The 21,661-nt window shown below is 73.3% G+C and carries 18 protein-coding genes and 1 riboswitch; of the genes, 13 read left to right on the top strand and 5 right to left on the bottom strand.

The window, feature by feature from the left end; translation table 11 throughout:
- Positions 1–20 precede the first annotated feature (20 nt).
- Complete coding sequence (locus ACFRCG_RS34840; RefSeq protein ID WP_380038955.1) at positions 21–740, top strand: PIG-L deacetylase family protein; 720 nt, start codon at positions 21–23, stop codon at positions 738–740.
- Positions 741–759: 19 nt separating this feature from the next.
- On the opposite strand, the gene ACFRCG_RS34835 is transcribed toward ACFRCG_RS34840, so the two are convergent.
- Entirely contained in the window at positions 760–1,116 is a 357-nt protein-coding gene (locus ACFRCG_RS34835) for a hypothetical protein (RefSeq protein ID WP_380038953.1), read from the bottom strand.
- A gap of 369 nt (positions 1,117–1,485) precedes the next feature.
- A riboswitch (cyclic di-AMP (ydaO/yuaA leader) is annotated at positions 1,486–1,624 on the top strand.
- A gap of 9 nt (positions 1,625–1,633) precedes the next feature.
- On the opposite strand from ACFRCG_RS34835, the gene ACFRCG_RS34830 reads away from it, so the two are divergent.
- Positions 1,634–2,713 (top strand): NlpC/P60 family protein, encoded by a 1,080-nt coding sequence (locus ACFRCG_RS34830; protein WP_380038951.1) that lies wholly within the window; start codon positions 1,634–1,636, stop codon positions 2,711–2,713.
- An 82-nt stretch (positions 2,714–2,795) separates the two neighbouring features.
- Here the strand turns inward: ACFRCG_RS34830 and ACFRCG_RS34825 are convergent, their stop codons facing one another.
- Together ACFRCG_RS34825 and ACFRCG_RS34820 are read right to left on the bottom strand one after the other, a co-directional pair.
- Positions 2,796–3,473, bottom strand: coding sequence for a LuxR C-terminal-related transcriptional regulator (locus ACFRCG_RS34825; RefSeq protein ID WP_380005324.1), 678 nt, complete (start codon positions 3,471–3,473; stop codon positions 2,796–2,798).
- Positions 3,470–4,729, bottom strand: coding sequence for a PspC domain-containing protein (locus ACFRCG_RS34820; RefSeq protein WP_380038949.1), 1,260 nt, complete (start codon positions 4,727–4,729; stop codon positions 3,470–3,472). Before ACFRCG_RS34820 ends, ACFRCG_RS34825 begins: the two co-directional genes overlap by 4 nt.
- A 133-nt stretch (positions 4,730–4,862) precedes the next feature.
- Here ACFRCG_RS34820 and ACFRCG_RS34815 point away from each other — a divergent pair, with 133 nt between their 5' ends.
- Complete coding sequence (locus ACFRCG_RS34815; RefSeq protein WP_380038947.1) at positions 4,863–6,158, top strand: PspC domain-containing protein; 1,296 nt, start codon at positions 4,863–4,865, stop codon at positions 6,156–6,158.
- Between the two features lie 46 nt (positions 6,159–6,204).
- Complete coding sequence (locus ACFRCG_RS34810; RefSeq protein WP_380038945.1) at positions 6,205–7,137, top strand: hypothetical protein; 933 nt, start codon at positions 6,205–6,207, stop codon at positions 7,135–7,137.
- Positions 7,138–7,704: 567 nt separating this feature from the next.
- Here ACFRCG_RS34810 and ACFRCG_RS34805 read toward each other — a convergent pair.
- Entirely contained in the window at positions 7,705–8,622 is a 918-nt protein-coding gene (locus ACFRCG_RS34805) for a glutathione S-transferase family protein (RefSeq protein ID WP_380038943.1), read from the bottom strand.
- 40 nt (positions 8,623–8,662) lie between these two features.
- Positions 8,663–10,288 carry a peptidoglycan DD-metalloendopeptidase family protein gene (locus tag ACFRCG_RS34800; RefSeq protein WP_380038941.1) on the bottom strand — a complete coding sequence of 542 codons (1,626 nt, stop codon included), beginning with the start codon at positions 10,286–10,288 and terminating at the stop codon, positions 8,663–8,665.
- 225 nt (positions 10,289–10,513) lie between these two features.
- Between ACFRCG_RS34800 and ACFRCG_RS34795 the strand changes: the two genes are divergently transcribed.
- The 9 genes from ACFRCG_RS34795 (at position 10,514) to sucD (ending at position 21,635) form a co-directional block, all read left to right on the top strand.
- Complete coding sequence (locus tag ACFRCG_RS34795; RefSeq protein ID WP_078975670.1) at positions 10,514–10,924, top strand: cobalamin B12-binding domain-containing protein; 411 nt, start codon at positions 10,514–10,516, stop codon at positions 10,922–10,924.
- Between the two features lie 99 nt (positions 10,925–11,023).
- Positions 11,024–12,340 carry an SWIM zinc finger family protein gene (locus ACFRCG_RS34790; RefSeq protein WP_380038939.1) on the top strand — a complete coding sequence of 439 codons (1,317 nt, stop codon included), beginning with the start codon at positions 11,024–11,026 and terminating at the stop codon, positions 12,338–12,340.
- A gap of 120 nt (positions 12,341–12,460) precedes the next feature.
- Positions 12,461–13,939, top strand: a complete 1,479-nt coding sequence (locus ACFRCG_RS34785; RefSeq protein ID WP_380038937.1) for a DUF5691 domain-containing protein — start codon at positions 12,461–12,463, stop codon at positions 13,937–13,939.
- Positions 13,940–14,008: 69 nt separating this feature from the next.
- Complete coding sequence (locus ACFRCG_RS34780; RefSeq protein WP_380038935.1) at positions 14,009–14,548, top strand: Uma2 family endonuclease; 540 nt, start codon at positions 14,009–14,011, stop codon at positions 14,546–14,548.
- 87 nt (positions 14,549–14,635) lie between these two features.
- Positions 14,636–15,748, top strand: a complete 1,113-nt coding sequence (locus ACFRCG_RS34775) for an AAA family ATPase (protein ID WP_380038933.1) — start codon at positions 14,636–14,638, stop codon at positions 15,746–15,748.
- Complete coding sequence (locus ACFRCG_RS34770) at positions 15,748–18,027, top strand: DUF5682 family protein (RefSeq protein WP_380038931.1); 2,280 nt, start codon at positions 15,748–15,750, stop codon at positions 18,025–18,027. Before ACFRCG_RS34775 ends, ACFRCG_RS34770 begins: the two co-directional genes overlap by 1 nt.
- Positions 18,024–19,187, top strand: a complete 1,164-nt coding sequence (locus tag ACFRCG_RS34765) for a VWA domain-containing protein (protein WP_380038929.1) — start codon at positions 18,024–18,026, stop codon at positions 19,185–19,187. The genes ACFRCG_RS34770 and ACFRCG_RS34765 overlap by 4 nt, the downstream gene beginning before the upstream one ends.
- Before the next feature lie 371 nt (positions 19,188–19,558).
- Positions 19,559–20,734, top strand: a complete 1,176-nt coding sequence (gene sucC / locus ACFRCG_RS34760) for an ADP-forming succinate--CoA ligase subunit beta (protein WP_078975664.1) — start codon at positions 19,559–19,561, stop codon at positions 20,732–20,734.
- Between the two features lie 16 nt (positions 20,735–20,750).
- Positions 20,751–21,635, top strand: coding sequence for a succinate--CoA ligase subunit alpha (sucD, locus tag ACFRCG_RS34755; RefSeq protein WP_126637535.1), 885 nt, complete (start codon positions 20,751–20,753; stop codon positions 21,633–21,635).
- Positions 21,636–21,661: the final 26 nt, after the last annotated feature.

Genomic DNA, 21,661 nt, shown 5'->3' with positions numbered 1-21,661 from the left:
TCGGATCAAGGGAGTACATCGTGCTGGACGATCGCGACGTGGAGCGGGTCCTGGTGCTGGCCGCGCACCCGGACGACATCGACTTCGGGGCGGCGGGGACGGTCGCCACGTGGACCGAGGCGGGCATCGAGGTGAGCTACTGCCTGGTCACCGACGGGGACGCGGGCGGGTTCGATCCGGCGGTGCCCCGGTCGGAGATCGGCGGGATCCGGCGGGCCGAGCAGAGCGCGGCGGCGGCGCACGTGGGGGTGCGGCAGCTGTACTGGCTGGGGTATCCCGACGGGCGTGTGGCGGTCTCCATGGAACTGCGGCGCGACATCAGCCGGGTGATCCGGCAGGTGCGCCCGCAGCGCATGGTGATCCCGAGTCCGGAGCGGGACTGGGCCCGGCTGGCGCCCAGCCACCCCGATCACCTGGAGGCCGGCGAGGCGGCGATGCGGGCGATCTATCCGGACGCGCGCAACCCGTTCGCCCACCCCGAGCTGCTGGAGGCGGAGGGGCTGAAGGAGTGGACGGTGCCGGAGACCTGGCTGTCGCCGACCGCGGCACCGAACCACGCGGTGGACGTGACGGAGGTGTTCGAGCGCAAGATCGCGGCGCTGCTGTCGCACGAGAGCCAGACGGGCCATCTGCCGGAGCTGCGCGAGCACGTCGTGTCGATGCTGGAGGGCAACGCGGCGCGGTTCGACCTGGGCGCCGGACGTATGGCCGAGGTGTTCCGGGTGGTGGACACCCGCTAGCGGCGGCGGGATCGGCGGCTCAGGTCCACATCACGGCGATGGCGATGTTCGCCACGGTCAGCAGGCCGATCGCGCCGAGGACGCGCGCGGACACCCGCTCCGCGGCGCGGTTGCCCCACACCAGCAGCAGGATGACCAACAGGATGCCGAGCTTGGTACCGATCTTGGCGGTGTCCACGTCCCGGTCCAGTCCGGACCGCACCACGCCCACCAGGGCCAGGCCGGTGACGAGCATGGTCAGCGCGCCGTGCGTCATCGCGGGCACGATCCGCACGTCGCCGGTGCGCAGCGCGGACATCTGGGTGAGGAAGCCGCCGAGCAGGGCCGCGATGCCCACGATGTGCAGCACCAGCAGGATCTGCCGCAGAACGTCCACGTCGTACAACCCCTCGTCGATCGTCGCCCGGCGGGTACCCGGCCGCGGCGTTCTCGGCGCCCACGCCGGACCCCCGGCCGCCGTCCGGCAGCCTAGCCGGCGGCGATCCACGCCTCACCATCGGTCGAATGCCATTAAAGATCGCCAAAACGGATCAAGATCGACTTTAGGGAATCCGGGTGCATCTCCCGTGATACGCGGAGATGGAAACGGCGACATTGGTAAAGTTTTGGCAATGTGAAGGCCAATGGTGATGGTCCTGACACGCGTGTGACTAGTGTTCTGCGGCAGGCGATCGGCTCGAGGTCGGCCACCCGGTCGACACGATCGCCTCCGCCGAATTCGGTGACGGGTTTCGGTGACGGTGGGCAACCACGGTCGCCGCGACACGAAGCCGGAACCGGGGACCCTCGCAGTCCCTTGGGGTGAATCGGTGCTCCGGCACCGTAGGGCGCCTTCTTCCGCCCGAACCCGTCAGCTAACCCGGTAGGCGGCCGAGGAAGGAGACCCGCCACCAGTGGCGTCCCAACGTCGACCCGGGCAACACCGCAAGCCCAAGCCGCGCACCGCCGTGCGTACCGCCGCGACCGTCGTTACGGCCGCCGCGACGATGACCGGCGTGATGACCTTCGCCGGCACCGCGAGCGCGGACCCCGCGCAGTCGTTCCAGCAGACCAAGGACCGCGTCAACCAGCTGCACAGCGACGTGATCAAGGCCACCGACGCCGCCAACGGCGTCGAGGAGCAGATCGAGAAGCAGCAGGACACCGCGAACCAGACCCAGGCCCGGATCACCGAGGAACAGACCGCGCTGAACGCCCTGCGCGACCAGATCGGTGTCCTGGCGGCCAACCAGTACCGCAGCGGCGGCCTCCCGCCGTCCCTCTCGCTCGCGCTCAGCGGCGACCCCGAGGGCTACCTGCAGAAGTCGCAGATGATGTCCCAGCTCGACGGCCAGCAGGCCGCCAAGCTGAAGCAGATCGCGGCGCAGGCCCGAGTTCTCCAGCAGGACCGCACCGAGGCCTCCTCGCAGCTCGCGGAACTGGAGAAGCTGCGCACCGACCTGAACAAGAACAAGACCGACATCCAGGCCAAGCTCGCCGAGGCGCAGCGGCTGCTGAACACGCTCACCGAGCAGCAGAAGAAGGAAGTCCTCGACTCGGACGAGCACGCGAACGACACGCGTGCCAACGACCGCAGTTCGCGGGACAAGCAGGACACCACGCCGACGACCAACGTGCCGGCCTCCGGTCGGGCCGCGGCGGCGATCGCGTTCGCGCGGTCCCAGATCGGCAAGCCGTACGTCTCCGGCGCCGAGGGCCCCGGCTCCTACGACTGCTCGGGCCTGACCCAGGCGTCCTGGAAGGCCGCGGGCGTGCGCCTGACCCGGACGACCTGGACCCAGGTCAACGACGGTCCCCGCGTCTCCAAGGGCTCGCTCCAGCCCGGCGACCTGGTGTTCTTCTACTCGGACAACCGGCACGTGGGCCTGTACATCGGCAACGGCAAGATCATCCACGCCCCGCGTCCCGGCAAGACCGTGACCGAGGCGCCGGTCGACTCGATGCCGTTCTACGCGGCCATCCGACCCGGCTAGGCCCGGCCGGACCCCGTCACACGTACGAAGGCGCCCTCCCGTCGCGGGAGGGCGCCTTCGCGCGTGTCGCCGGTCGCCCGGCTCAGACCAGTCGCCGGTCCGTCGCCCAGCGGGTCAGCTCGTGCCGGTTGGACAACTGCAACTTGCGCAGCACGGCGGAGACATGGGTCTCCACCGTCTTGACCGAGATGACCAGTCGGCGGGCGATCTCCTTGTAGGCGTAGCCGCGCGCGATCAGCCGCAGCACCTCGCGCTCGCGCTGGGTGAGCCGGTCCAGGTCCTCGTCGATCGGCGGCACGTCGGTGGCCGCGAACGCGTCCAGTACGAAGCCCGCCAGGCGCGGCGAGAACACCGCGTCGCCCTCGCCGACCCGGCCGATCGCGCGGATCAGTTCGTCGCCGGTGATCGACTTGGTCACATAGCCCCGGGCGCCGCCCCGGATCACCCCGATCACGTCCTCGGCGGCGTCCGACACGGACAGCGCCAGGAAGCGCACCGCCGGGATCAGCGACGCGCACCGGCGCAACACCTCGACCCCGCCGCCGCCGGGCAGGTGCACGTCGAGCAGGACCACCTCGGGGCGCGTCTCGGTGACCACGGCCACCGCGCTCGCCACGTCGTCGGCCTCGCCGACCACCTCGACCGCCTCGCCGATCTCGGCGCGCACGCCGGTGCGGAACATCCGGTGGTCGTCGACGAGGACCACCCGGGTGCGGGGCGTGCCCTCGACGGGTGCGCTACTCGTCTCGGTGGTGTTCACGTGTTCGTCCTTCCCACAGCGGACCGGCCGGCGTCGGCGCGGCGCATCTCCAGCTCGACCTCGGTGCCCTCGCCGGGTTCGCTGCGGATGTTCGCGGCGCCCCCGTTGCGGCGCATGCGCCCGAGCACGGACTCTCGCACACCCAGCCGGTCGGCGGGTACGGAGTCCGGGTCGAAACCGGGTCCGCGGTCGCGGACGAACACCGTGACCGTGTCCTCGTCGGCCTCGCCGAACACCGAGATCGCCGCGCCGCCCGCGTACTTCGCCGCGTTCACCATCGCCTCGCGCGCGGCGGCGATCAGCGCGGAGAGCCGGTCGTCGACCGGGCAGTCGCCCACGCACACGATCTCGATCGACACCCCGTGCGCGTCCTCCACCTCGGCGGCGACCCCGCGCAGCGCGGCGGCGAAGGTGCGGTCCGGCTCCTCGCCGTCGGGGCGGTACAACCAGGCCCGCAACTCGCGCTCTTGCGCCCGGGCCAGCCGGGCCACCTCGCGCGGGTCCTCCACCTGGCGCTGGATCAGGGTCAGCGTGTGCAGCACCGAGTCGTGCACGTGCGCGGCCACCTCGGCCCGCTCCTGGGCCCGGATGCGGGCCCGGCGCTCGGCGCCCAGCTCGCGGGTCTGGCGCAGCAGATACGGGCCGAAGATGACCAGCAGGCCGACCAGGAGCAGGCCCGCCCCGCGCATCGCGGCCAGCGCGTCGCCGATACCGCCGCGGCCGAGCGAGAAGAAGATCAGGCCCGCGACCACCAGCGTGGCGCCGATCAGGGCGCGCAGCCAACCCGCCACCCGGCTGCGCCCGTCCAGCGAGAACCAGCGCTGCCGCTGCGACTCGTCGGCCTGACGCCACAGCAGGATCACCCCGGGCCCGGCCACGAGCAGTGGCCACAACCAGTCGCCGGAACCGGTGTCGGTGTCGGTCCCGAGCCCGGTGAGCATGGTCGCCGCGATCAGCACGATGATCAGCGCGAGCGCCTGATGCCGCTCCCGGCCGCGCTCGCGGCTCGGCGGCGCGGCCTCGGTCACGCTCTGCGGTACGAAGATCCAAAAGGCCGCGTACAGGACCACGCCCAGGCCCGCGAAGAACGCGAGCGCGACGAAGGCGACGCGCAGCACCACAACCTCGACGCCGAGGTGCTCGGCCAGGCCGCGCGCGACGCCGCCGGCGAACCGGTGGGACGCGGCGCGGCGGAGCTTCGGCGTCGGGTACGCGGGCCGGTTCGGCGCGGCGGGGGACGGATGTACGGCGGTCACACGACCGATCGTCACACGCCGGCAAGCCCGGGCGCATCAGGGCCCGACCCTGATTCCCCCTCAGGGTCGGACCAGGGCTCGGCCAGGGCGGAGCCCGATGGGAACGGGGCCGCGCGCACGCCACGATGGACCCATGAACGACGACATGAAACCCGGTGTCTCGGCCGGCGACCGGGCCGGCGACGTCCCGGGCGGCCCTCCGGGGTCGTCCGCGGCGCCCACGACGACGACCACTCGACCCCAGCTCCTGCGCAGCGTCGACGACCGCATGGTGTCCGGCGTGTGCGGCGGGCTCGGCGAGCATTTCGGCCTCGATCCGGTGATCTTCCGCATCGTCTTCGCGGTGCTGTCGCTCTTCGGCGGGGTGGGCGTACTGGTGTACAGCCTGGGCTGGCTGTTGATCCCGGCCCGTGGAGAGGAGCAGCCGGTGCTGCGCCGGGTGCTCTCCGGGAAGTTCGACCGCGGGGCGACGGCCGCCACCGTGGTCGCCGTGATGGGGGTCGCCTTGTTCTTCACGTACCTGGACTCGGGCTTCGGCCCGTCGGTCCCGCTGATGATGATCACCGCCGTGGTCCTGTTCATGGTCTGGACCGACACGAAACGCAGGTCCGAGGCCGCCGCGCGGACGGCTGGGGTCGCGGCGATGGCGGGCGCTCCCGCGCCGGTCGACACCGCCCCGGCCGGCGACACCGCGCCGGGACCGCCGATGTGGTGGCAGGTGCCCGGTGGCGGCTCGGCGCCGGAGGGTGGGCGGCCGCCCGCGAAGCCGGTCGGGGCCGGGCCGGACAGGCCCGCGAAGCGTCCGCGCTCGTACGTGGCGCTGGCCACGCTGTCCGTGGCCACGATGGTCGGCGGCCTGCTGTGGGTGCTCAACCGCACCGACGCGGTCGACGTGACGTTCACCGTCGCGGTGGCCATCGTGCTCGCCGTCGTCGGCCTGGGCCTGCTCGCGGGCACCTGGTTCGGCCGGGCCCGGCTGCTGATCCTGCCCGCCCTCGCGCTCACCGCGCTGCTCGCCGGGCTGACCGCGATCACCGTGCCGCTGACCGGGCCGTGGGGGGAGCGCACGTACACCCCGACCTCGGTCGCGGCGCTGCCCGCGTCGTACCACCTCGGCGGCGGCGACATGGACCTGGACCTGCGCACCCTCGACCTGGGGCCGGCCCGCGCGGCGACGGTCAAGGCCACGGTGGGCGCCGGGCAGATCCAGGTGTGGGTGCCCAAGGACGTGAGGGTGGTGTTCAAGGGCCGCTCCGACGTCGGCGACGTGCGCACGATGAGCGGTCGCGACGACGGCTGGCGGCCGGACCGGAGCGAGACGCTGGAGCCGATCGCGCAGCCGGAGCGCGGCACGATCACGCTGGACCTGAAGGTCGGCGTGGGCCAGGTGGAACTGCTGTACGACGACCACGGACGGCTGCCGCGATGAACACGACACCGAAGAACGGCGTGACCCGGATGGAGGGCGAATCCCGATGAGGACGAACAGGCGGCGCTTCGACCCGATGGCCCTGATCGCGGGTGTGGTGTTCACCGGCATCGCGATCGCGTATCTGCTGCGGGCGGGCGGTCACGCGCTGATGAGCCCCGAATGGTCGCTGGCCACCGCGGCGATCGGGGTGGGCCTGGCGGGCCTCGCCGGGGCGCTGTGGTCGATGTCGCCGACCGGCCGCTCCGCCGCGCCCGTGCCCGCGCCACCGGCCAGGTTCTTCGCGCCGGTGGCGCCGCCGGAGTCGGGCGCCACGGTGTTCGTGGGCCGAGACGGGCACGAGGAGCACGTCGGCGCACTCGACGAGGACACCGGGACGAACCCGAAAGCCGGATCCGAGCCCGGGCCGGACCCGACGACCCGACCCGGCCGGCCGGCCCACCCCGAGGCCGCCGCAGTGCCGGAGACGGACGCCGAGCCCGACATCGAGGCCAAGACCGCCTCCGTCACCGGCGCCGAGGTCGCGGCCGGGGCCGACCTCGGGGCGGAAATCGAGCCCGGCGTCGAGACCGGGACGGGCTTCGGGACCGGCGTTGAGTCCGAGACGGAGACCGGAACCGACCTCGGGACGGATATCGAGTCCGTGGTCGAGATCGAGACCGGTTTCGGGACTGGCGTCGACGCGGGTGCCGGCGTCGGGGCGGACGCCGAGCCCGACATCGAGGCCGGGGCCGACCTCGGGACGGATATCGAGTCCGATGTCGAGGCCGGAACCGGCGTCGAGGCCAAGTCCGATGCCGGGGCCGGGAGCCGTGCCGAGGGCGAGGCGGAAAACGAGACAGAGGTCATGGCCGTGATCGAAGCGCCGGCCGAGCCGGACTCACCGGCCGGATCCTCGGCCGCGTCGGCGGCTGCCTCCCCGGACGCGTCCGACGACGACCCGGACGACACCCCGCCGGCCGTCGACCCGGCCAAGTAGCCGACGCGGTTGGCCGATAGAACGAGGAGGGGACGGGTGGGCCGACAGCCCACCCGCCCCTCGCGCGTACGCGGCGGGCGCGGCACCGGGTTCGCACCCGTATCTCCGCGCCCGCCTCTCTGCCGCTTCCCGCCGGCGCCCCGGTTCGGCACCGCGTCCCGCACCTCCGCGCTCGCGTCTCCGCGCCCCCGCACTTGCGCGCCCGTCCCCACGCGCCGAGCCGCGTACCGCGTCCGCGCGCCACGCGAGGCGCCCCGTATCGCGTTCCCGCGCCCCAGCCTCCGCGCCCGTCCCCGCGCGCCGAACCCTGTACCGCGTCCGCGCGCCGCATCGCGTCCCCGCGACCCCTCGTTGCCGCCCTATGTCCCACGCCACGCCCAGCCCCACGCCCCGCGCCACGCCGCGCACCCAGCCCCGCGCGGCGCCCAGCCCAGCCCCGCGCCCAGCCCCACGCCACGCGCCCCGCCGCGCCCAGCCACGCGCCCCGCGCCACGCCGCGCCACGCCGCGCCGCGCCCGCCTCGTGCCCAACCCCGTGCTACGCCGCCGTGCGTGGCCGCGGGTGGGTTCAGTTGCGGCCGTGTGGGGTGTGCCACAGGTCCGGGTCGGGGCCCTTCGGGACGATTCCGGTCGGGTTGATCGCGTCGTGTGTGACGTAGTAGTGCCGCTTGATGTGGTCGAAGTCGACCGTGTCCCCGAAGCCTTCGGTCTGGAACAGGTCGCGGGCGTAGGCCCACAGGACCGGGTACTCGGTCAGCTTGCGCAGGTTGGTCTTGAAGTGGCCGTGGTAGACCGCGTCGAACCGGACCAGCGTGGTGAACAGCCGGATGTCCGCCTCGGTGATCGACTCGCCGACCAGGAAGCGCTGCCCGCCGAGCCGCTTCTCCAGCAGGTCCAGCCGGGCGAACAACGCGTCGAACGCCTCCTCGTAGGCGTCCTGCGAGGTGGCGAACCCGCACCGGTACACGCCGTTGTTCACGTCCCGGAACACGTCCGCGTTGATCGCGTCGATCTCCGCGCGCAGGTGCTCGGGGTACAGGTCGGGCGCGCCGGCCCGGTGCAGCGCGGTCCAGCGGGTGGAGAGGTCGAGGGTGATCCGCGGATAGTCGTTGGTGACCACGTGCCCGGTGGTCAGATCGATGATCGCGGGCACCGTCACCCGACCGGCGTAGGTGGGGTCACTGGCCCGATAGGCGTCGGCGAGGAACTCCAGCCCGGTCGCCGGGTCGCGCCCGTCGGGGTGGTTGGTGAACCGCCACCCGCGCTCGTCCCGGATCGGGTCCACCACGGACAGGCCCAGCGCGTCGTCGAGCCCGAGCAGCCGACGGACGATGATCGCCCGGTGCGCCCACGGGCAGGCCAGGGACACCACCAGCTGATATCGCCCGCGCTCCGGCTCCGGCTGCCCGGTGAACCGGTTGGCCTGTCGGACGAATTCGCCACGGCTGCCGGTCTCGGCGGTGAACTGCGCCTCGGATGAGCTCATCCGTCCACGATAGATCCCGGATCCGCGACGCGCGTCGGGCTCAGGTCGGGTCGAGGCCGTTCGCCCGCAGCCACGGCAGCGGGTTGATCGGGGCGCCGCCGCCGGGGCGGACCTCGAAGTGCAGGTGCGGACCGGTGCTGTTGCCGGTGTCGCCGCTGTAGGCGATCACGTCGCCCGCCTTGACCGGACCGGAGCGGATCTTGGCCCGGGTCAGGTGGCAGTACCAGGTCTCGGTGCCGTCCTTGCCGGTCAGGATCACCATGTTCCCGTACGCCGTGTTCACCTGCGTGCGCACCACGCCGTCCATCACCGCGAGCACCGGGGTGCCCAGGTCCACCGGGAAGTCGATGCCGGTGTGCGTGTGCGCCCAGCGCGAGCCCGAGGACCCGAAATAGGCGCTGAGGCCCTTCTGGGCGACCGGGAGCACGTACTTGGGCCTGAGGGACTCCCGGCGCTTGCGCTCGGCTTCCTGGTCCTGCTGGGCCTGTTCCTGGCGCTCCTGGAGCGAGACCCGGGCCTGCGCGCGACTGGCGCGCTCGGCGAAGTCCTCGGCGCCGACCTGGAGATCCACCAGTTGTTTGTCCATCGGCGACATCAGCGGCAGGTCCTCGCCGCCGGCCACCGGGTCCGCGTCCTTGGTCTCGGCGCCCGCGGTGTGCAGGCCGCCGACCGCCGCGACGGCCATCGCCGCCGCGCCCATCACGGCGAGGGGGGCGCCGGCGGTGAGCGGGAACGCGCGTTTGCGCTTCACCCGGGCCTTGTCGGCGGACTCCTCGGCTTTTTCGGCCTCCTTGGCGGCCTTGGCCTTCGGCTTGCCGGCCGGCTCGACCCGCCGCTCGTCGCGCGCGTCGTCCGCGTCGGCCCCGGTGTCGGTGCGGGCCGGCACGCTGACGTCATGGTCGTCGACATCGAACGCGGGCTCGACCGGCGCACGCGTGCCGCCGTCGTCGAACAGGTCCGTCGTCGAGCGATTGCCGCCCGACCACTTGTCGGCGTCGTCGCGCACCGGGACGGGGGAGTACCAGGTGTCCGACTCCCACGCGGCGGTGTCCGAAGCGGCGTACCACATGCCGGTGTTCGAGCCGCCGTCCCACGCGGGGTCGACGTACGGGGCCGGCGCCGGCTCCTGTACCGCGGTGTCGGTGACCGCCCAGGCCTGCGTCTGCGTGCCGTAACCGGTGTCCTGGACCGCGGGGTAGCCGTAGGCGCCGGTCGCGGCATGGCCGCCGGAGGCGTCGTAGGCCCCGGTGTAGCCGTCGTGGCCCGGCACCTGGACGTAGCCCGAGGCGTCGTAGGCGGGTTGGTACCCCGAGGTGTCGTAGCCGCCCGTGCCCTGGCCCGTCGTGTCGTAGCCGACGGCGGAGTACTGCGTGCCGGAGTGGTCGACGGCGGCGTACCCGCCGGATGCGTAGCCGGCCGCGGCGGGGTAGCCGGTTCCGGTGTCGTATCCGTCGTACGCGGGTGCCGGTACACCCCAGCCACCCGATGCGTCGACCGCGGGCCAACCGCCGCTCGGGTCGGCCGAGTAGGTGTTCGCGCCGTACCCGTAGCCCTGGTCGTAGCCGCCGTGGGCCGGGTCGGACGAGCCGTAGGGGGAATACGCACCCTCGGTGTCCGACCCGTGGCGAGCCTGCTGCTCCGCACTCGGGTAGCGAACGTCCGTCACCTACGTCGCCTTACGTTTCGGGGGCCGGTCGGAAACGGACTGTAGCTCCCTTGACGTTCACAGGACAATCCTCGCGATCGGAACCGCAGGTCAGACGGCCGGGCGGGGGGCGAGGTCCGCCTCGGCGGCACCCGTCCGGGCGCACGCGCTCGACCGCCGCCCGTGCGCCGACCGAGCGGGGGTTACGCTCCGGGCGAGGGCTTCGCTATGTACATGGAGGCAGTGATGGGTGTTCCCGGACCGATCAGGATCGTCGTGGCCAAGCCCGGGCTCGACGGACACGATCGTGGGGTCAAGGTGGTCGCGCGCGCACTGCGCGACGCGGGCTTCGAGGTGGTGTACACCGGGCTGCACCAGACCCCGGTCCAGATCGTCGAGACGGCCATCCAGGAGGACGCCGACGCGATCGGTCTGTCGGTGCTCTCCGGCGCGCACATGACGCTGTTCGCCAAGGTGATCGAACTGCTCAAGGAGCGCGAGGCCGAGGACATCCTGGTGTTCGGCGGCGGGATCATCCCGGAGGAGGACGTCCCCGAGCTGCGGCGGATCGGTGTCGCGGCGGTGTTCACCCCGGGCGCGCCGACCACCGACATCGTCGACTGGGTGCGCGCACACGTGGCGACCACCGCCGCCTGACCGGGCACCTCGCTCGGATCCGGACATTCGGCCCGCCGCTCTCCGCGGGTGCGACGGGCTCGCACACACGTGTCGGTGCGGGCCCGTACCGTGGCCGTCATGCAGCAACGGTGGACCGCGGAACGGGTGTTGGCACTGGCCCCCGACGCCGCAGCACGCACGGCCGGGAGCGCCCTCGCGAGACCGGAGTCGTGGTCGGCCACCGGTGCCTCGACGGCCGCGGGCGGCCCGATCTGGGGGTCGGTCGGCGGCGCGACGGCCTACCGCACGGTGGTCGATCCCGCCGGTCCCACGGGGCGATGTTCGTGTCCCGGACCGGGCTTTCCCTGCGTACACGCCCTCGGCCTGTTGCTCCTGTGGGCGAACGATCCGGCCGCGGTGCCGGTCGGGGCGAGCGTGCCCGAGTGGGTCGACGCCCCGGCGGCCGGGCGGCGTGAGCGGGCCGGTCTGGCCGATCCCGCCGCGGCCCGGCGGCGGGCCGAGCGGCGGGCGGCCGAAGTCGCCGAGGGCACCGAGCGGTTGCGCCGGTGGTTGGCCGATCGGGTGCACCAGGGCCTGGCGGGCACCGAGCGTGAGGGATACGCGATGTGGGACGGCATCGCGGAGCGTATGGTCGACGCCAAGGCTCCGGGCCTGGCCGCCCGATTGCGCGCGGCGGGCGCGATACCCGCGTCCGGGGCGGAGGGCTGGCCGGGCCGACTGCTGGAGGAATACGCCGAGTTGTGGCTGCTCCTGCGCGCCCACGAACACGCCGACGACCTGGATCCGTCCCTGGTGGCCGGACTGCGGGCGCGCATCGGCTGGACCGTGGACGCGGAGGACGTGCTGCGGGCGGCGCGGGCCCGGGGCACCGCGGTGCACGATCGATGGCTGGTGCTCGGCAGTCGGGACAGCGTCGACGGCGCACTGACCGAGCGGCGGATCTGGTTGCGCGGCACCGGGTCGGGCCGGCCCGCGCTGGTGCTGGCCTTCGGGCCGCAGGGGCGCGCGCCGCGGTTGACCCTGCCCGTGGGGCGCACCATCGAGGCCGACGCGGCCTTCCACGACGACGCGGTGCCGCTGCGGGTGGCGCTGGGCGAGCGGACCGGTGAGCCGGCCCCCGGGGCGGAGCCGGCCGGGGTGGGGCCCGAGGAGGCGACCCTGGCCTACGCCGAGGCGCTGCGCCGCGAGCCCTGGCTGGAGGCGTGGCCGGTAGTGCTCGCCGACGTGGTCGCGGTGCCGGAGCCGATGGGGTGGCGGATCGCCGGCGCGGACGGGTTCTGGCTGCCGGTGGACCGGACCCGGACCGGCGAACAGGCGCTGTGGCGGTTGTCCGCGATGTCCGGCGGCACGGGGCTGACCGTGTTCGGCGAGTACGGCGCACGCGGATTCGTCCCGGTGACCGCGTGGCACGAGGGCCAGGCCGTCCCGCTGTAGTCGGTCCGCGGTAGCCCGCTCGCTGTCATCGGTCCGCCGTAACCGGCCCGATCGGGTCGGAGGATCGACGCCGTCGCCGATCCTCGGCGGCCGATCGCCATGTGTGGAAGGGGAGTTCGGATGCGGGTCGCGGATCCGGTGTGGGACGACCTGGTGTCGGCGGCACTGGTGGGCACCGGGCGGCGCAGGGCCGCGGAACGGCCCGCCGAGGGCGCGCTGGGCGAGTTGGCCGCGCGCGTGGACCGGACCGACGAGGCGGTGCGGCTGCTCGACCTGGCGGCGATCGTGATGGTGCACCGGCGGGCGGGCCGACGGGCCCCCGCGGGCGCGCCGCCTCAGCCGTGCGCCGAGGTGGACCCGCGACCGTCCGTACCGGAGCGGGCCCGGGTGCGGCTGCGGATCCTGCTCGAAGGCGACGGGATGGACTTCCTGCCGGAATGGCTCGCCCTGGCCCGGACGGCCGGCCTGCGGGCGCCCGAGTCCGAACTGCCGGCCCTGTTGACCGCGGCCCGCTCGCGCACCGACCTGCGGGCGATCGTGGCCGACCTCGCCGGGCCGAGGGGGCGTTGGCTGGCCGGGCTCAACCCGGAGTGGGCCTGGCTGACCCGGATCGCGGCCGGGGATCCCGACGACCCGATCGACCTGTGGCGGCACGGCCGATTCGGCGAGCGGCTGGCCGCGTTCGCGGTGTTGCGGGCGGCGGACCCGGACGGCGCCAGGGAGTTGCTGGCCCGGACCTGGCGGGCCGAACCGGCCGAGGACCGCGCGGTGTTCGTCGAGGCACTGGGCACCGGGGCGACGGCGGACGACGAGGCGTTCCTGGAGGCGGCGTTGGACAATCGGGCCAAGGTGGTCCGGGTCGCCGCGGCGCGACGCCTCGGCGCGCTGCCCGGATCGGCGTTCGTGGCCCGGATGAGCGCGCGGGGCCGGGCCTGCCTGCGGCCCGACGGCGCGGGGCGGATCCTGGTGGTGCCGCCGGGCGAGTGCGACGAGGCGATGGTGCGGGACGGCATCGACCGGTCCTCGCCGACCGGACGCGAGGACCACTCGTGGTGGCTGGGCGAGGTCGTCGCGGCCACGCCGCTGTCGGTGTGGCGGGAGGTGTTCGGGGCGAACCCCGAGGAGATCGCGGCCCGTGCGCTGCCACGCCGGTTCGCCGAGGACGTCCGCGAGGGGTGGGCCCGCGCGGCGGTGCTCCAGCGCGACGTCGACTGGGCCCGGGCGCTGGCCGGCCGCGGTGCGCCCACCCGCCTGCTCACCGTGCTGCCGCCGGCCGAGTGCGCCGACCACGTGGCCCGCCACATCGCCGCGCACGGGCTGTCCGAGGCCCTGCAACTGCTCACCAACTGCCCGACCCCGTGGCCGCTCCCCCTGGGCGACGCGGTCCTGGACGCCTTCGCCACGGCGGCCGAGTCCGGCGCGTACCCCTGGAGCTTCAGCGGCGCGCGCGACGTGGCCGGCCGCGGCCTGGACCCGTCGATGGTCGACCGCGTGGACCGCCTCGCCGAGGGCGAGGGCGAATGGCCCAAGGCCTTCCGGACGCTGGCCGCGACCCTGCGCTACCGCGCGACGATGCGCGCGGAACTCCTCGACGGCTGAGCCGATCCGTCCTCGCGCGGAGGGGCGGTGGCGACGGTGCGGGCGGCATGTTTTCCACGTGTTCGTCCGATGTCCGCATCGACGGGCCTCGTCGCGGGCGAGTTTCCCGAGGGCGTGCGGTGGGAGGCATCGACGGCCGGTCCGGTCGTGCAGGCATCGCCGGACCGGGAACACGCCCGGATCCTCACGGGTCCGCGGCACGCGCTCGAACCGTTGCCTCCGGCAGGGGTGCTCGTGCTGGAAGGCATTGCGTTCGTGGTGGGAATCGGTACCGAGCGCACACCCGACCTCGTGGTTCTCGCTCCGCGCAGGAAAGCCGAATTCCGGGACGGGCACGCGATGTCCGCCTCCGGAGTCCGGATGTTCGTCGAGGTGACCTCGGGCGGCACCCGCCGAATCGATCTGCGGGAGAAGCCCGACGAATACGCGCGCGCCAAAGTACCGGTGACGGCGATCGTCGATCGGCGGGAGCACGAGGTGATCGTGTGCTTCGAGCCGGTCGACGGGCGCTACACGTTCACCGAACGAGTGCGAGCCGGACGTCCGGTGCGGCTGCCCGAGCCGTTCGACGCGACCATCGAGACCGCGTTTTTGCTCGATCACCTCTGACCCCCTCGGCGCCTCGGCGTGTCGGACCCGGGCGGCAGACTTGTCCCTGTTCGGGTTTGTTCGAGCGCTGGGGGAGCCGTGGTGGGCGTGTCTGCCGAATCGGGTGCGCGGGTCGATCAGGGTGTGCTTCGGGCGCCCGCGGAGGACGCGTTCGCGGGGGAGTTGGCCGCGCTCGCCGCCGCCGACGAGCGGCCCCGGCCGCCGCGGTGGAAATTGTCGCCGTGGGCGGTGGCCACCTACCTGCTCGGCGGCACGTTGCCCGACGGCACGGTGATCTCGCCCAAGTACATCGGACCGCGCCGGATCGTCGAGGTCGCCGTCACCACGCTGGCCACCGACCGCGCGCTGCTGCTGCTCGGCGTGCCGGGCACGGCCAAGACGTGGGTGTCGGAGCATCTGGCCGCCGCCGTGTGCGGTGACTCCACGCTGCTCGTCCAGGGCACCGCCGGCACCCCCGAGGAGGCCGTCCGCTACGGCTGGAACTACGCCCGACTGCTCGCGCACGGGCCCAGTCGCGCGGCCATGGTCGCCGGCCCCGTGATGCGCGCGATGAGCCGCGGACTGCTCGCCCGGGTCGAGGAGTTGACCCGCATCCCGGCCGACGTGCAGGACTCGCTGATCACCATCCTGTCCGAGAAGACCCTGCCCATACCGGAGTTGAACGACGAGGTGCGGGCGGTGCGCGGGTTCAACCTGATCGCCACCGCCAACGACCGCGACCGCGGGGTCAACGAACTCTCCTCGGCCCTGCGCCGCCGGTTCAACACTGTGGTGCTCCCGCTGCCCGCGACCGCCGACGCGGAGGTGGAGATCGTCAGCCGCCGGGTGGCCCAGCTCGGCTCGGGCCTGGAACTGCCGCCGGTGGCCGGTGCCGAGGCCGAACTGCGGCGTGTGGTCACGGTGTTCCGCGAACTGCGCGCCGGCCTCACCGAAGACGGGCGGACCAGGCTGAAGACCCCGTCCGGGCCGCTGTCCACCGCCGAGGCGATCTCCGTGGTCACCGGCGGCCTCGCGCTCGCCGCGCACTTCGGCGACGGTGTGCTGCGCTCGGCCGACGTGGCGGCGGGGATCCTGGGCGCGGTGGTCAAGGACCCGGCCGCCGACACCCTGGTCTGGCGCGAATACCTGGAGACCGCGGTGCGCCCGCGCGCCGACTGGCAGGACTTCTACCGGGCCTGCCGCGACGCGGACCCGGCCTGATGGCGCGGCCCCCGGCCGCGCGACCGACCCTGCTCGGCGTGCGGCACCACGGCCCCGGCTCGGCCCGGGCGGTCGGCGCCGCGCTGGCCCGGCTGCGGCCCGACATCGTGCTGATCGAGGGTCCGCCCGAGGCCGACCCCCTGCTGTCCTTCGCCGCCGAGCCGGGCCTGCGTCCGCCCGTCGCGCTGCTCGCGCACGCGGTCGACGATCCCGCGCAGGCCGGCTTTTGGCCGTACGCCGACTTCAGCCCCGAGTGGGTGGCCATCACCCACGCGAGCGGGCACGGCGTCCCGGTCCGGTTCATCGACCTGCCGGTCGCGGTGTCCTTCACCCTCGACCGGGCCCGCCGCGAGCGCGGGGGCGACGAGCCGGCCGAGCCCGTCCCGCCCCCGGTGGACCCGATCGCCGCGCTGGCCCGACTGGCCGGTCGCGACGACGCCGAGCACTGGTGGGAGGACGTGATCGAGCACCGCCCGCCCGCCGACGACCCGCTGCGGCCCTTCGCGGCGCTCGCGGAGGCGATGGCCGCGCTGCGCGAGGACGAGCGGCCCGCCGTCGACCCGGGCCCGACCGCCGAGCCCGACATCGAACGGCTGCGCGAGGCGTACATGCGCCAGTGCGTCCGCTCCGCGCGCCGGGCCGGACACACCCGGATCGCCGTGGTGTGCGGCGCCTGGCACGTGCCCGCGCTCGCCGACCCGCCCTCCGCCGCCGCCGATCGCGCGCTGCTCGCGCCGCACCGGGCCGCGGTCAAGGTCGAGACCACGTGGGTGCCGTGGACCCACCAGCGCCTCGCACAGAGCTCCGGCTACGGGGCCGGGGTCGCGTCCCCGGGCTGGTACCGGCACCTGTTCGACACCGCCGCCGAGCCCGACCCGCTGCCCCGCTGGTTCGTCCGGATCGCCACGCTGCTCCGGGAGGCGGGCCACCCGGTCTCCTCCGCGCATGTGATCGAGGCGACCCGGCACGCCGACGCGCTCGCCGCGCTGCGCGGACGACCGCTGGCCGGTCTGGACGAGACCCTCGAAGCGGTCCGCGCGGTGATGTGCGACGGCGTCACCGGGCCGCTCGCGCTGGTGCACGACGCCCTCGTGGTCGGCGACGTGATCGGCGAGGTGCCGCCGACGGTGCCCGCCGTACCGCTCCAGCGCGACCTCACCCGCGAGCAGCGCCGACTGCGGCTGCGGCCCGAGCCCGCCGCCCGCGAACTGGAACTCGACCTGCGCAAGGACTCGCACGCCGACCGCAGCCGACTGCTCAACCGGCTCGCCCTGCTCGACGTCGCCTGGGGCGTGCCGGTCCCGGGTCGGGAGAGCCGGGGCACCTTCCGCGAGACCTGGCGCCTGGACTGGCAGCCGGAATTGGCGATCCGGGTGGCCGAGGCGGGCGTGTGGGGGACCACCGTGGTCGCCGCGGCCGAGGCGCGCGCGAGCGACCTGGCGATCCGGGCCGAATCGCTCGCCGACGTCACCGAGGTCGCCGAACGCTGCCTGCGCGCCGACCTGCCCGACGCGCTGCCGGTGATCATGCGGGTGCTCGACCGGCGCGCCGCGCTGGACGCCGACGTCGGCCGGCTCGCCGACGCGCTCCCGGGACTGGTGCGGGCACTGCGCTACGGCGACGTCCGGGGCACCGACACCTCGGCGCTCGACACCGTCGTGACCGGCCTGGTGGTCCGGATCTGCGTCGGGCTGCCCGCGGCCTGCGCCGGACTGGACCACGACGGCGCCGCCGCGATGCGCCGTCGCCTCGACGACGTGCACGCCGCCGTACAACTGCTGCCGGAGCGTCGGCAGGACGAGTGGTACGCCACCCTGCGGCGGCTCGCCGACCGGGAGGACCTGCCCGGCCTGCTCACCGGCCGGGCCACCCGCCTGCTGCTCGACCGGGGCCGCCTCGCGCGGGAGGACGCCGCGCCCCGTCTGGCCCGCGCCCTCACCCGGGGCGTCCCGCATCGCGAATCGGCGGCCTGGATCGAGGGATTCCTGGCCGGCGGCGGCATGCTGCTGATCCACGACGAAGGACTCCTCGACCTGGTCGACGCCTGGATCACCGGCACCCCCGACGAACTGTTCGTGGAGATCCTGCCGCTGCTGCGCCGCACCTTCGCCGGCTTCGCCGCGCCCGAGCGCCGGCTGCTCGGCGAGCGCATCCGCACCCCGGCGCGGGCCGCCGTCCCGATCGCCACCGCCGAGCACTTCGACGGCGCGCGCGCCGACGCCGTACTGCCACTGCTGGCCGGGATCCTGGGCCTGGCGCACCGGGAGGTGACCCCGTGACGAGCGAGGCCGACGACGAACGACTGCGCCGCTGGCGCCTGGTACTCGGCGGCGAACCCGACGGCACCGGCCACGGGCTCACCGGCGACGACGCCCGGATCGACCAGGCGCTGAGCGCGCTGTACCGCCCCGAGACCCAGGCCCCGCGCGGCAGCCGCCGGGCGACCGGGCCGCGCGCCGCCGGCCTCGGTGCCTCCGCGCCGTCGGTGGCCCGCTGGCTCGGCGACATCCGCGCCTACTTCCCGGCGGGCGTGGTGAGCATCCTCCAGCAGGACGCGATCGAGCGGCTCGACCTGACCCGGCTGCTCCTGGAGCCGGAGATGCTGGCCGCGGTCGAACCCGACGTGCACCTGGTCGGCACCCTGCTCGCGCTCACCGCGCTGATGCCCGAGGCGACGAAGGAGGCCGCCCGCGCGGTGGTCCGCCGCGTCGTCGACGACCTGGAGCGCCGGGTCGCGCAACGCACCACGAGCCTGGTCACAGGCGCGCTCGACCGCTCGACCCGGGTGCACCGCCCGCGCCCGCGGGACATCGACTGGAACGCCACGATCCGGGCCAACCTCGGCCACTACCAGCCCAAGCACCGCACGATCGTGCCGGAGCGCCTGGTCGGCTACGGGCGCCGGCGGCACGGGGTGCACAAGGACGTGATCCTGTGCGTCGACCAGTCCGGCTCGATGGCGGCCTCGGTGGTCTACGCGTCGGTGTTCGGCGCGGTGCTCGGCTCGATGCACGCGCTGCGGACCTCGCTGGTGGTCTTCGATACGAGCGTGGTCGACCTGACCGACCGGCTGAGCGACCCGGTCGACGTGCTCTTCGGCACCCGCCTCGGCGGCGGCACCGACATCAACCGCGCGCTGACCTACTGCCAGTCGCTGATCACCCGCCCGACGGAGACGGTCGTCGTGCTGATCAGCGACCTGTACGAGGGCGGCGTGCGGGACGAGATGGTCCGCCGCGCGGCGAGCATGCGGGCCGCCGGCACCACCTTCGTCACCCTGCTGGCCCTCTCCGACGAGGGTGCCCCGGCCTACGACCACACCAACGCCGCGGCCCTGTCCGCGCTCGGCAGCCCCGCCTTCGCCTGCACCCCCGACCTGTTCCCGGAGGTGATGGCCGCCGCGCTCCAGGGCCTGCCCCTCCCGATCCCGAGGCCATAGGAAGACCGACCGTCCGTGCGCTCGGGCGTCGGGGTTTCGGCCGGGGGTGATCGGCAGCCGCGGCGTTCGGCGTGGCGTCGGCCACATTGCGTGGTCACTGTCCGTTTTGGTGTGTTCCCTGTGTCACGGTGGAACAGGCGCAAACAGGCGGATCTCGACGCGCGGTGCCGCCGTCGTCGAGAAGAGACCGGGAGCGGGACCCAGACCCTGATTCGGGCCTGGCACCTGTGCCCGATAGCCTGCAAGGCGGATCAGCTACGCGTGCGGACGCCGTCCACCGGAACCGGGGGCGAGCCTGCCGGACCTGCGCGACGACGGACGCGGCTGCGCATGTTCCGCATATCCGATCGCGATCACAAGGACGGACCCGCGTGGACCTGTTCGAGTACCAGGCGAGGGATCTCTTCGCTAAGCACGGTGTGCCGGTTCTGCCCGGTGAAGTCGTCTTCACGCCGGAGGAGGCACGGGCCGCCGCCGAGCGTATGGGCGGCAAGGCCGTCGTCAAGGCTCAGGTGAAGGTCGGTGGCCGCGGCAAGGCCGGCGGCGTGAAGCTGGCCTTCAGCACCGACGAGGTCGTCGAGAAGACCGAGCAGATCCTCGGCCTCGACATCAAGGGCCACATCGTCAAGAAGGTCATGCTGGCCGGGCTGGCCAAGCCGGTGGACGAGTACTACGTCTCGTTCCTGCTCGACCGCACCAACCGCACCTTCCTCGCGATGGCGTCCGTCGAGGGCGGTGTCGAGATCGAGGTCGTCGCCGAGGAGAACCCCGACGCGCTCGCCAAGATCCCGGTCGACGCGATCGAGGGCGTGACCGAGGCCAAGGCCCGCGAGATCGTCGAGGCGGCGAAGTTCCCGGCCGAGCTGCACGACCAGATCGTCGCGACCCTCAAGACGCTGTGGACCGTCTTCGTCGAAGAGGACGCCACGCTTGTCGAGGTGAACCCGCTGATCAAGTCCGAAGAGGGCAAGATCATCGCGCTGGACGGCAAGGTCTCGCTCGACGAGAACGCCGACTTCCGTCACCCCGACCACGAGGCGCTCGAGGACAAGGACGCGGCCGACCCGCTGGAGGCGGCGGCCAAGGCCAAGGGTCTGAACTACGTCAAGCTCGACGGTTCGGTCGGCATCATCGGCAACGGCGCGGGCCTGGTCATGTCCACGCTCGACGTGGTCGCGTACGCCGGGGAGAACCACGGCGGCGTCAAGCCCGCCAACTTCCTCGACATCGGCGGCGGCGCGTCCGCCGAGGTGATGGCGAACGGCCTGGAGATCATCCTGGGCGACGCCGACGTCAAGTCGGTCTTCGTCAACGTCTTCGGCGGCATCACCGCGTGCGACGCGGTCGCGAACGGCATCGTGCAGGCGCTCGAACTGCTGAAGCAGAAGGGCGAGGCGGTCACCAAGCCGCTCGTCGTGCGACTGGACGGCAACAACGCGGAGCTGGGTCGGCAGATCCTGACCGACGCGAACCACCCGCTGGTCCAGCAGGTGGACACCATGGATGGCGCGGCCGAGCGGGCCGCCGAGCTCGCTGCCGCGAAGTAAGGGAGACCGACCCAGCATGGCTATCTTCCTGACCAAGGACAGCAAGGTCATCGTCCAGGGCATGACCGGATCCGAGGGGATGAAGCACACCCACCGGATGCTCGCCTCCGGGACGAACATCGTCGGTGGCGTGAACCCGCGCAAGGCCGGCACCACGGTCGACGTGGACGGCACCGAGGTACCGGTATTCGGCACCGTGGCCGAGGCCATGGAGGCCACCGGCGCCGACGTCACCGTGGTCTTCGTGCCGCCGAAGTTCACCAAGGACGCCGTGGTCGAGGCGATCGAGGCCGGCATCGGCCTCGCCGTGGTGATCACCGAGGGCGTGCCGGTGCACGACACCGCGCAGTTCTGGGCGCTCGCCGGCGCCAAGGGCAACAAGACCCGGATCATCGGCCCGAACTGTCCCGGCCTGATCACCCCCGGTCAGTCCAACGCGGGCATCATCCCGGCCAGCATCACCAAGCCCGGCCGGATCGGTCTGGTGTCCAAGTCGGGCACGCTGACCTACCAGATGATGTACGAGCTGGCCGACATCGGCTTCTCGACCGCCGTCGGCATCGGTGGCGACCCGATCATCGGCACCACGCACATCGACTGCCTCCAGGCGTTCCAGGACGACCCGGACACCGACGCGATCGTGATGATCGGCGAGATCGGCGGCGACGCCGAGGAGCGTGCCGCGGCCTACATCGCCGAGCACATCACCAAGCCGGTCGTCGGCTACGTCGCGGGCTTCACCGCCCCCGAGGGCAAGACCATGGGCCACGCCGGCGCCATCGTCTCGGGCTCCTCGGGCACCGCGCAGGCCAAGCAGGACGCGCTCGAGGCCGTCGGCGTCAAGGTCGGCAAGACGCCGTCCGAGACGGCGCGCCTGATGCGCGAGATCATGGCCGGCTGACCCACCCGGTCACCGACGACGCCCCG

Origin of the sequence: Embleya sp. NPDC056575 (genome assembly GCF_042793325.1) — a bacterium.
Taxonomy (GTDB): Bacteria; Actinomycetota; Actinomycetes; order Streptomycetales; family Streptomycetaceae; genus Embleya.
This window is presented reverse-complemented; position numbering and strand designations above follow the sequence as displayed.

Coding starts and splice junctions, on each gene's coding strand:
- ACFRCG_RS34790 (WP_380038939.1), top strand. CDS start 11,024: ATGCAGCAACGGTGGACCGCGGAACGGGTGTTGGCACTGGCCCCCGAC.
- ACFRCG_RS34805 (WP_380038943.1), bottom strand. CDS start 8,622: ATGAGCTCATCCGAGGCGCAGTTCACCGCCGAGACCGGCAGCCGTGGC.
- sucD (WP_126637535.1), top strand. CDS start 20,751: ATGGCTATCTTCCTGACCAAGGACAGCAAGGTCATCGTCCAGGGCATG.
- ACFRCG_RS34815 (WP_380038947.1), top strand. CDS start 4,863: ATGAACGACGACATGAAACCCGGTGTCTCGGCCGGCGACCGGGCCGGC.
- ACFRCG_RS34795 (WP_078975670.1), top strand. CDS start 10,514: ATGGGTGTTCCCGGACCGATCAGGATCGTCGTGGCCAAGCCCGGGCTC.
- ACFRCG_RS34770 (WP_380038931.1), top strand. CDS start 15,748: ATGGCGCGGCCCCCGGCCGCGCGACCGACCCTGCTCGGCGTGCGGCAC.
- ACFRCG_RS34810 (WP_380038945.1), top strand. CDS start 6,205: ATGAGGACGAACAGGCGGCGCTTCGACCCGATGGCCCTGATCGCGGGT.
- ACFRCG_RS34785 (WP_380038937.1), top strand. CDS start 12,461: ATGCGGGTCGCGGATCCGGTGTGGGACGACCTGGTGTCGGCGGCACTG.
- ACFRCG_RS34780 (WP_380038935.1), top strand. CDS start 14,009: ATGTCCGCATCGACGGGCCTCGTCGCGGGCGAGTTTCCCGAGGGCGTG.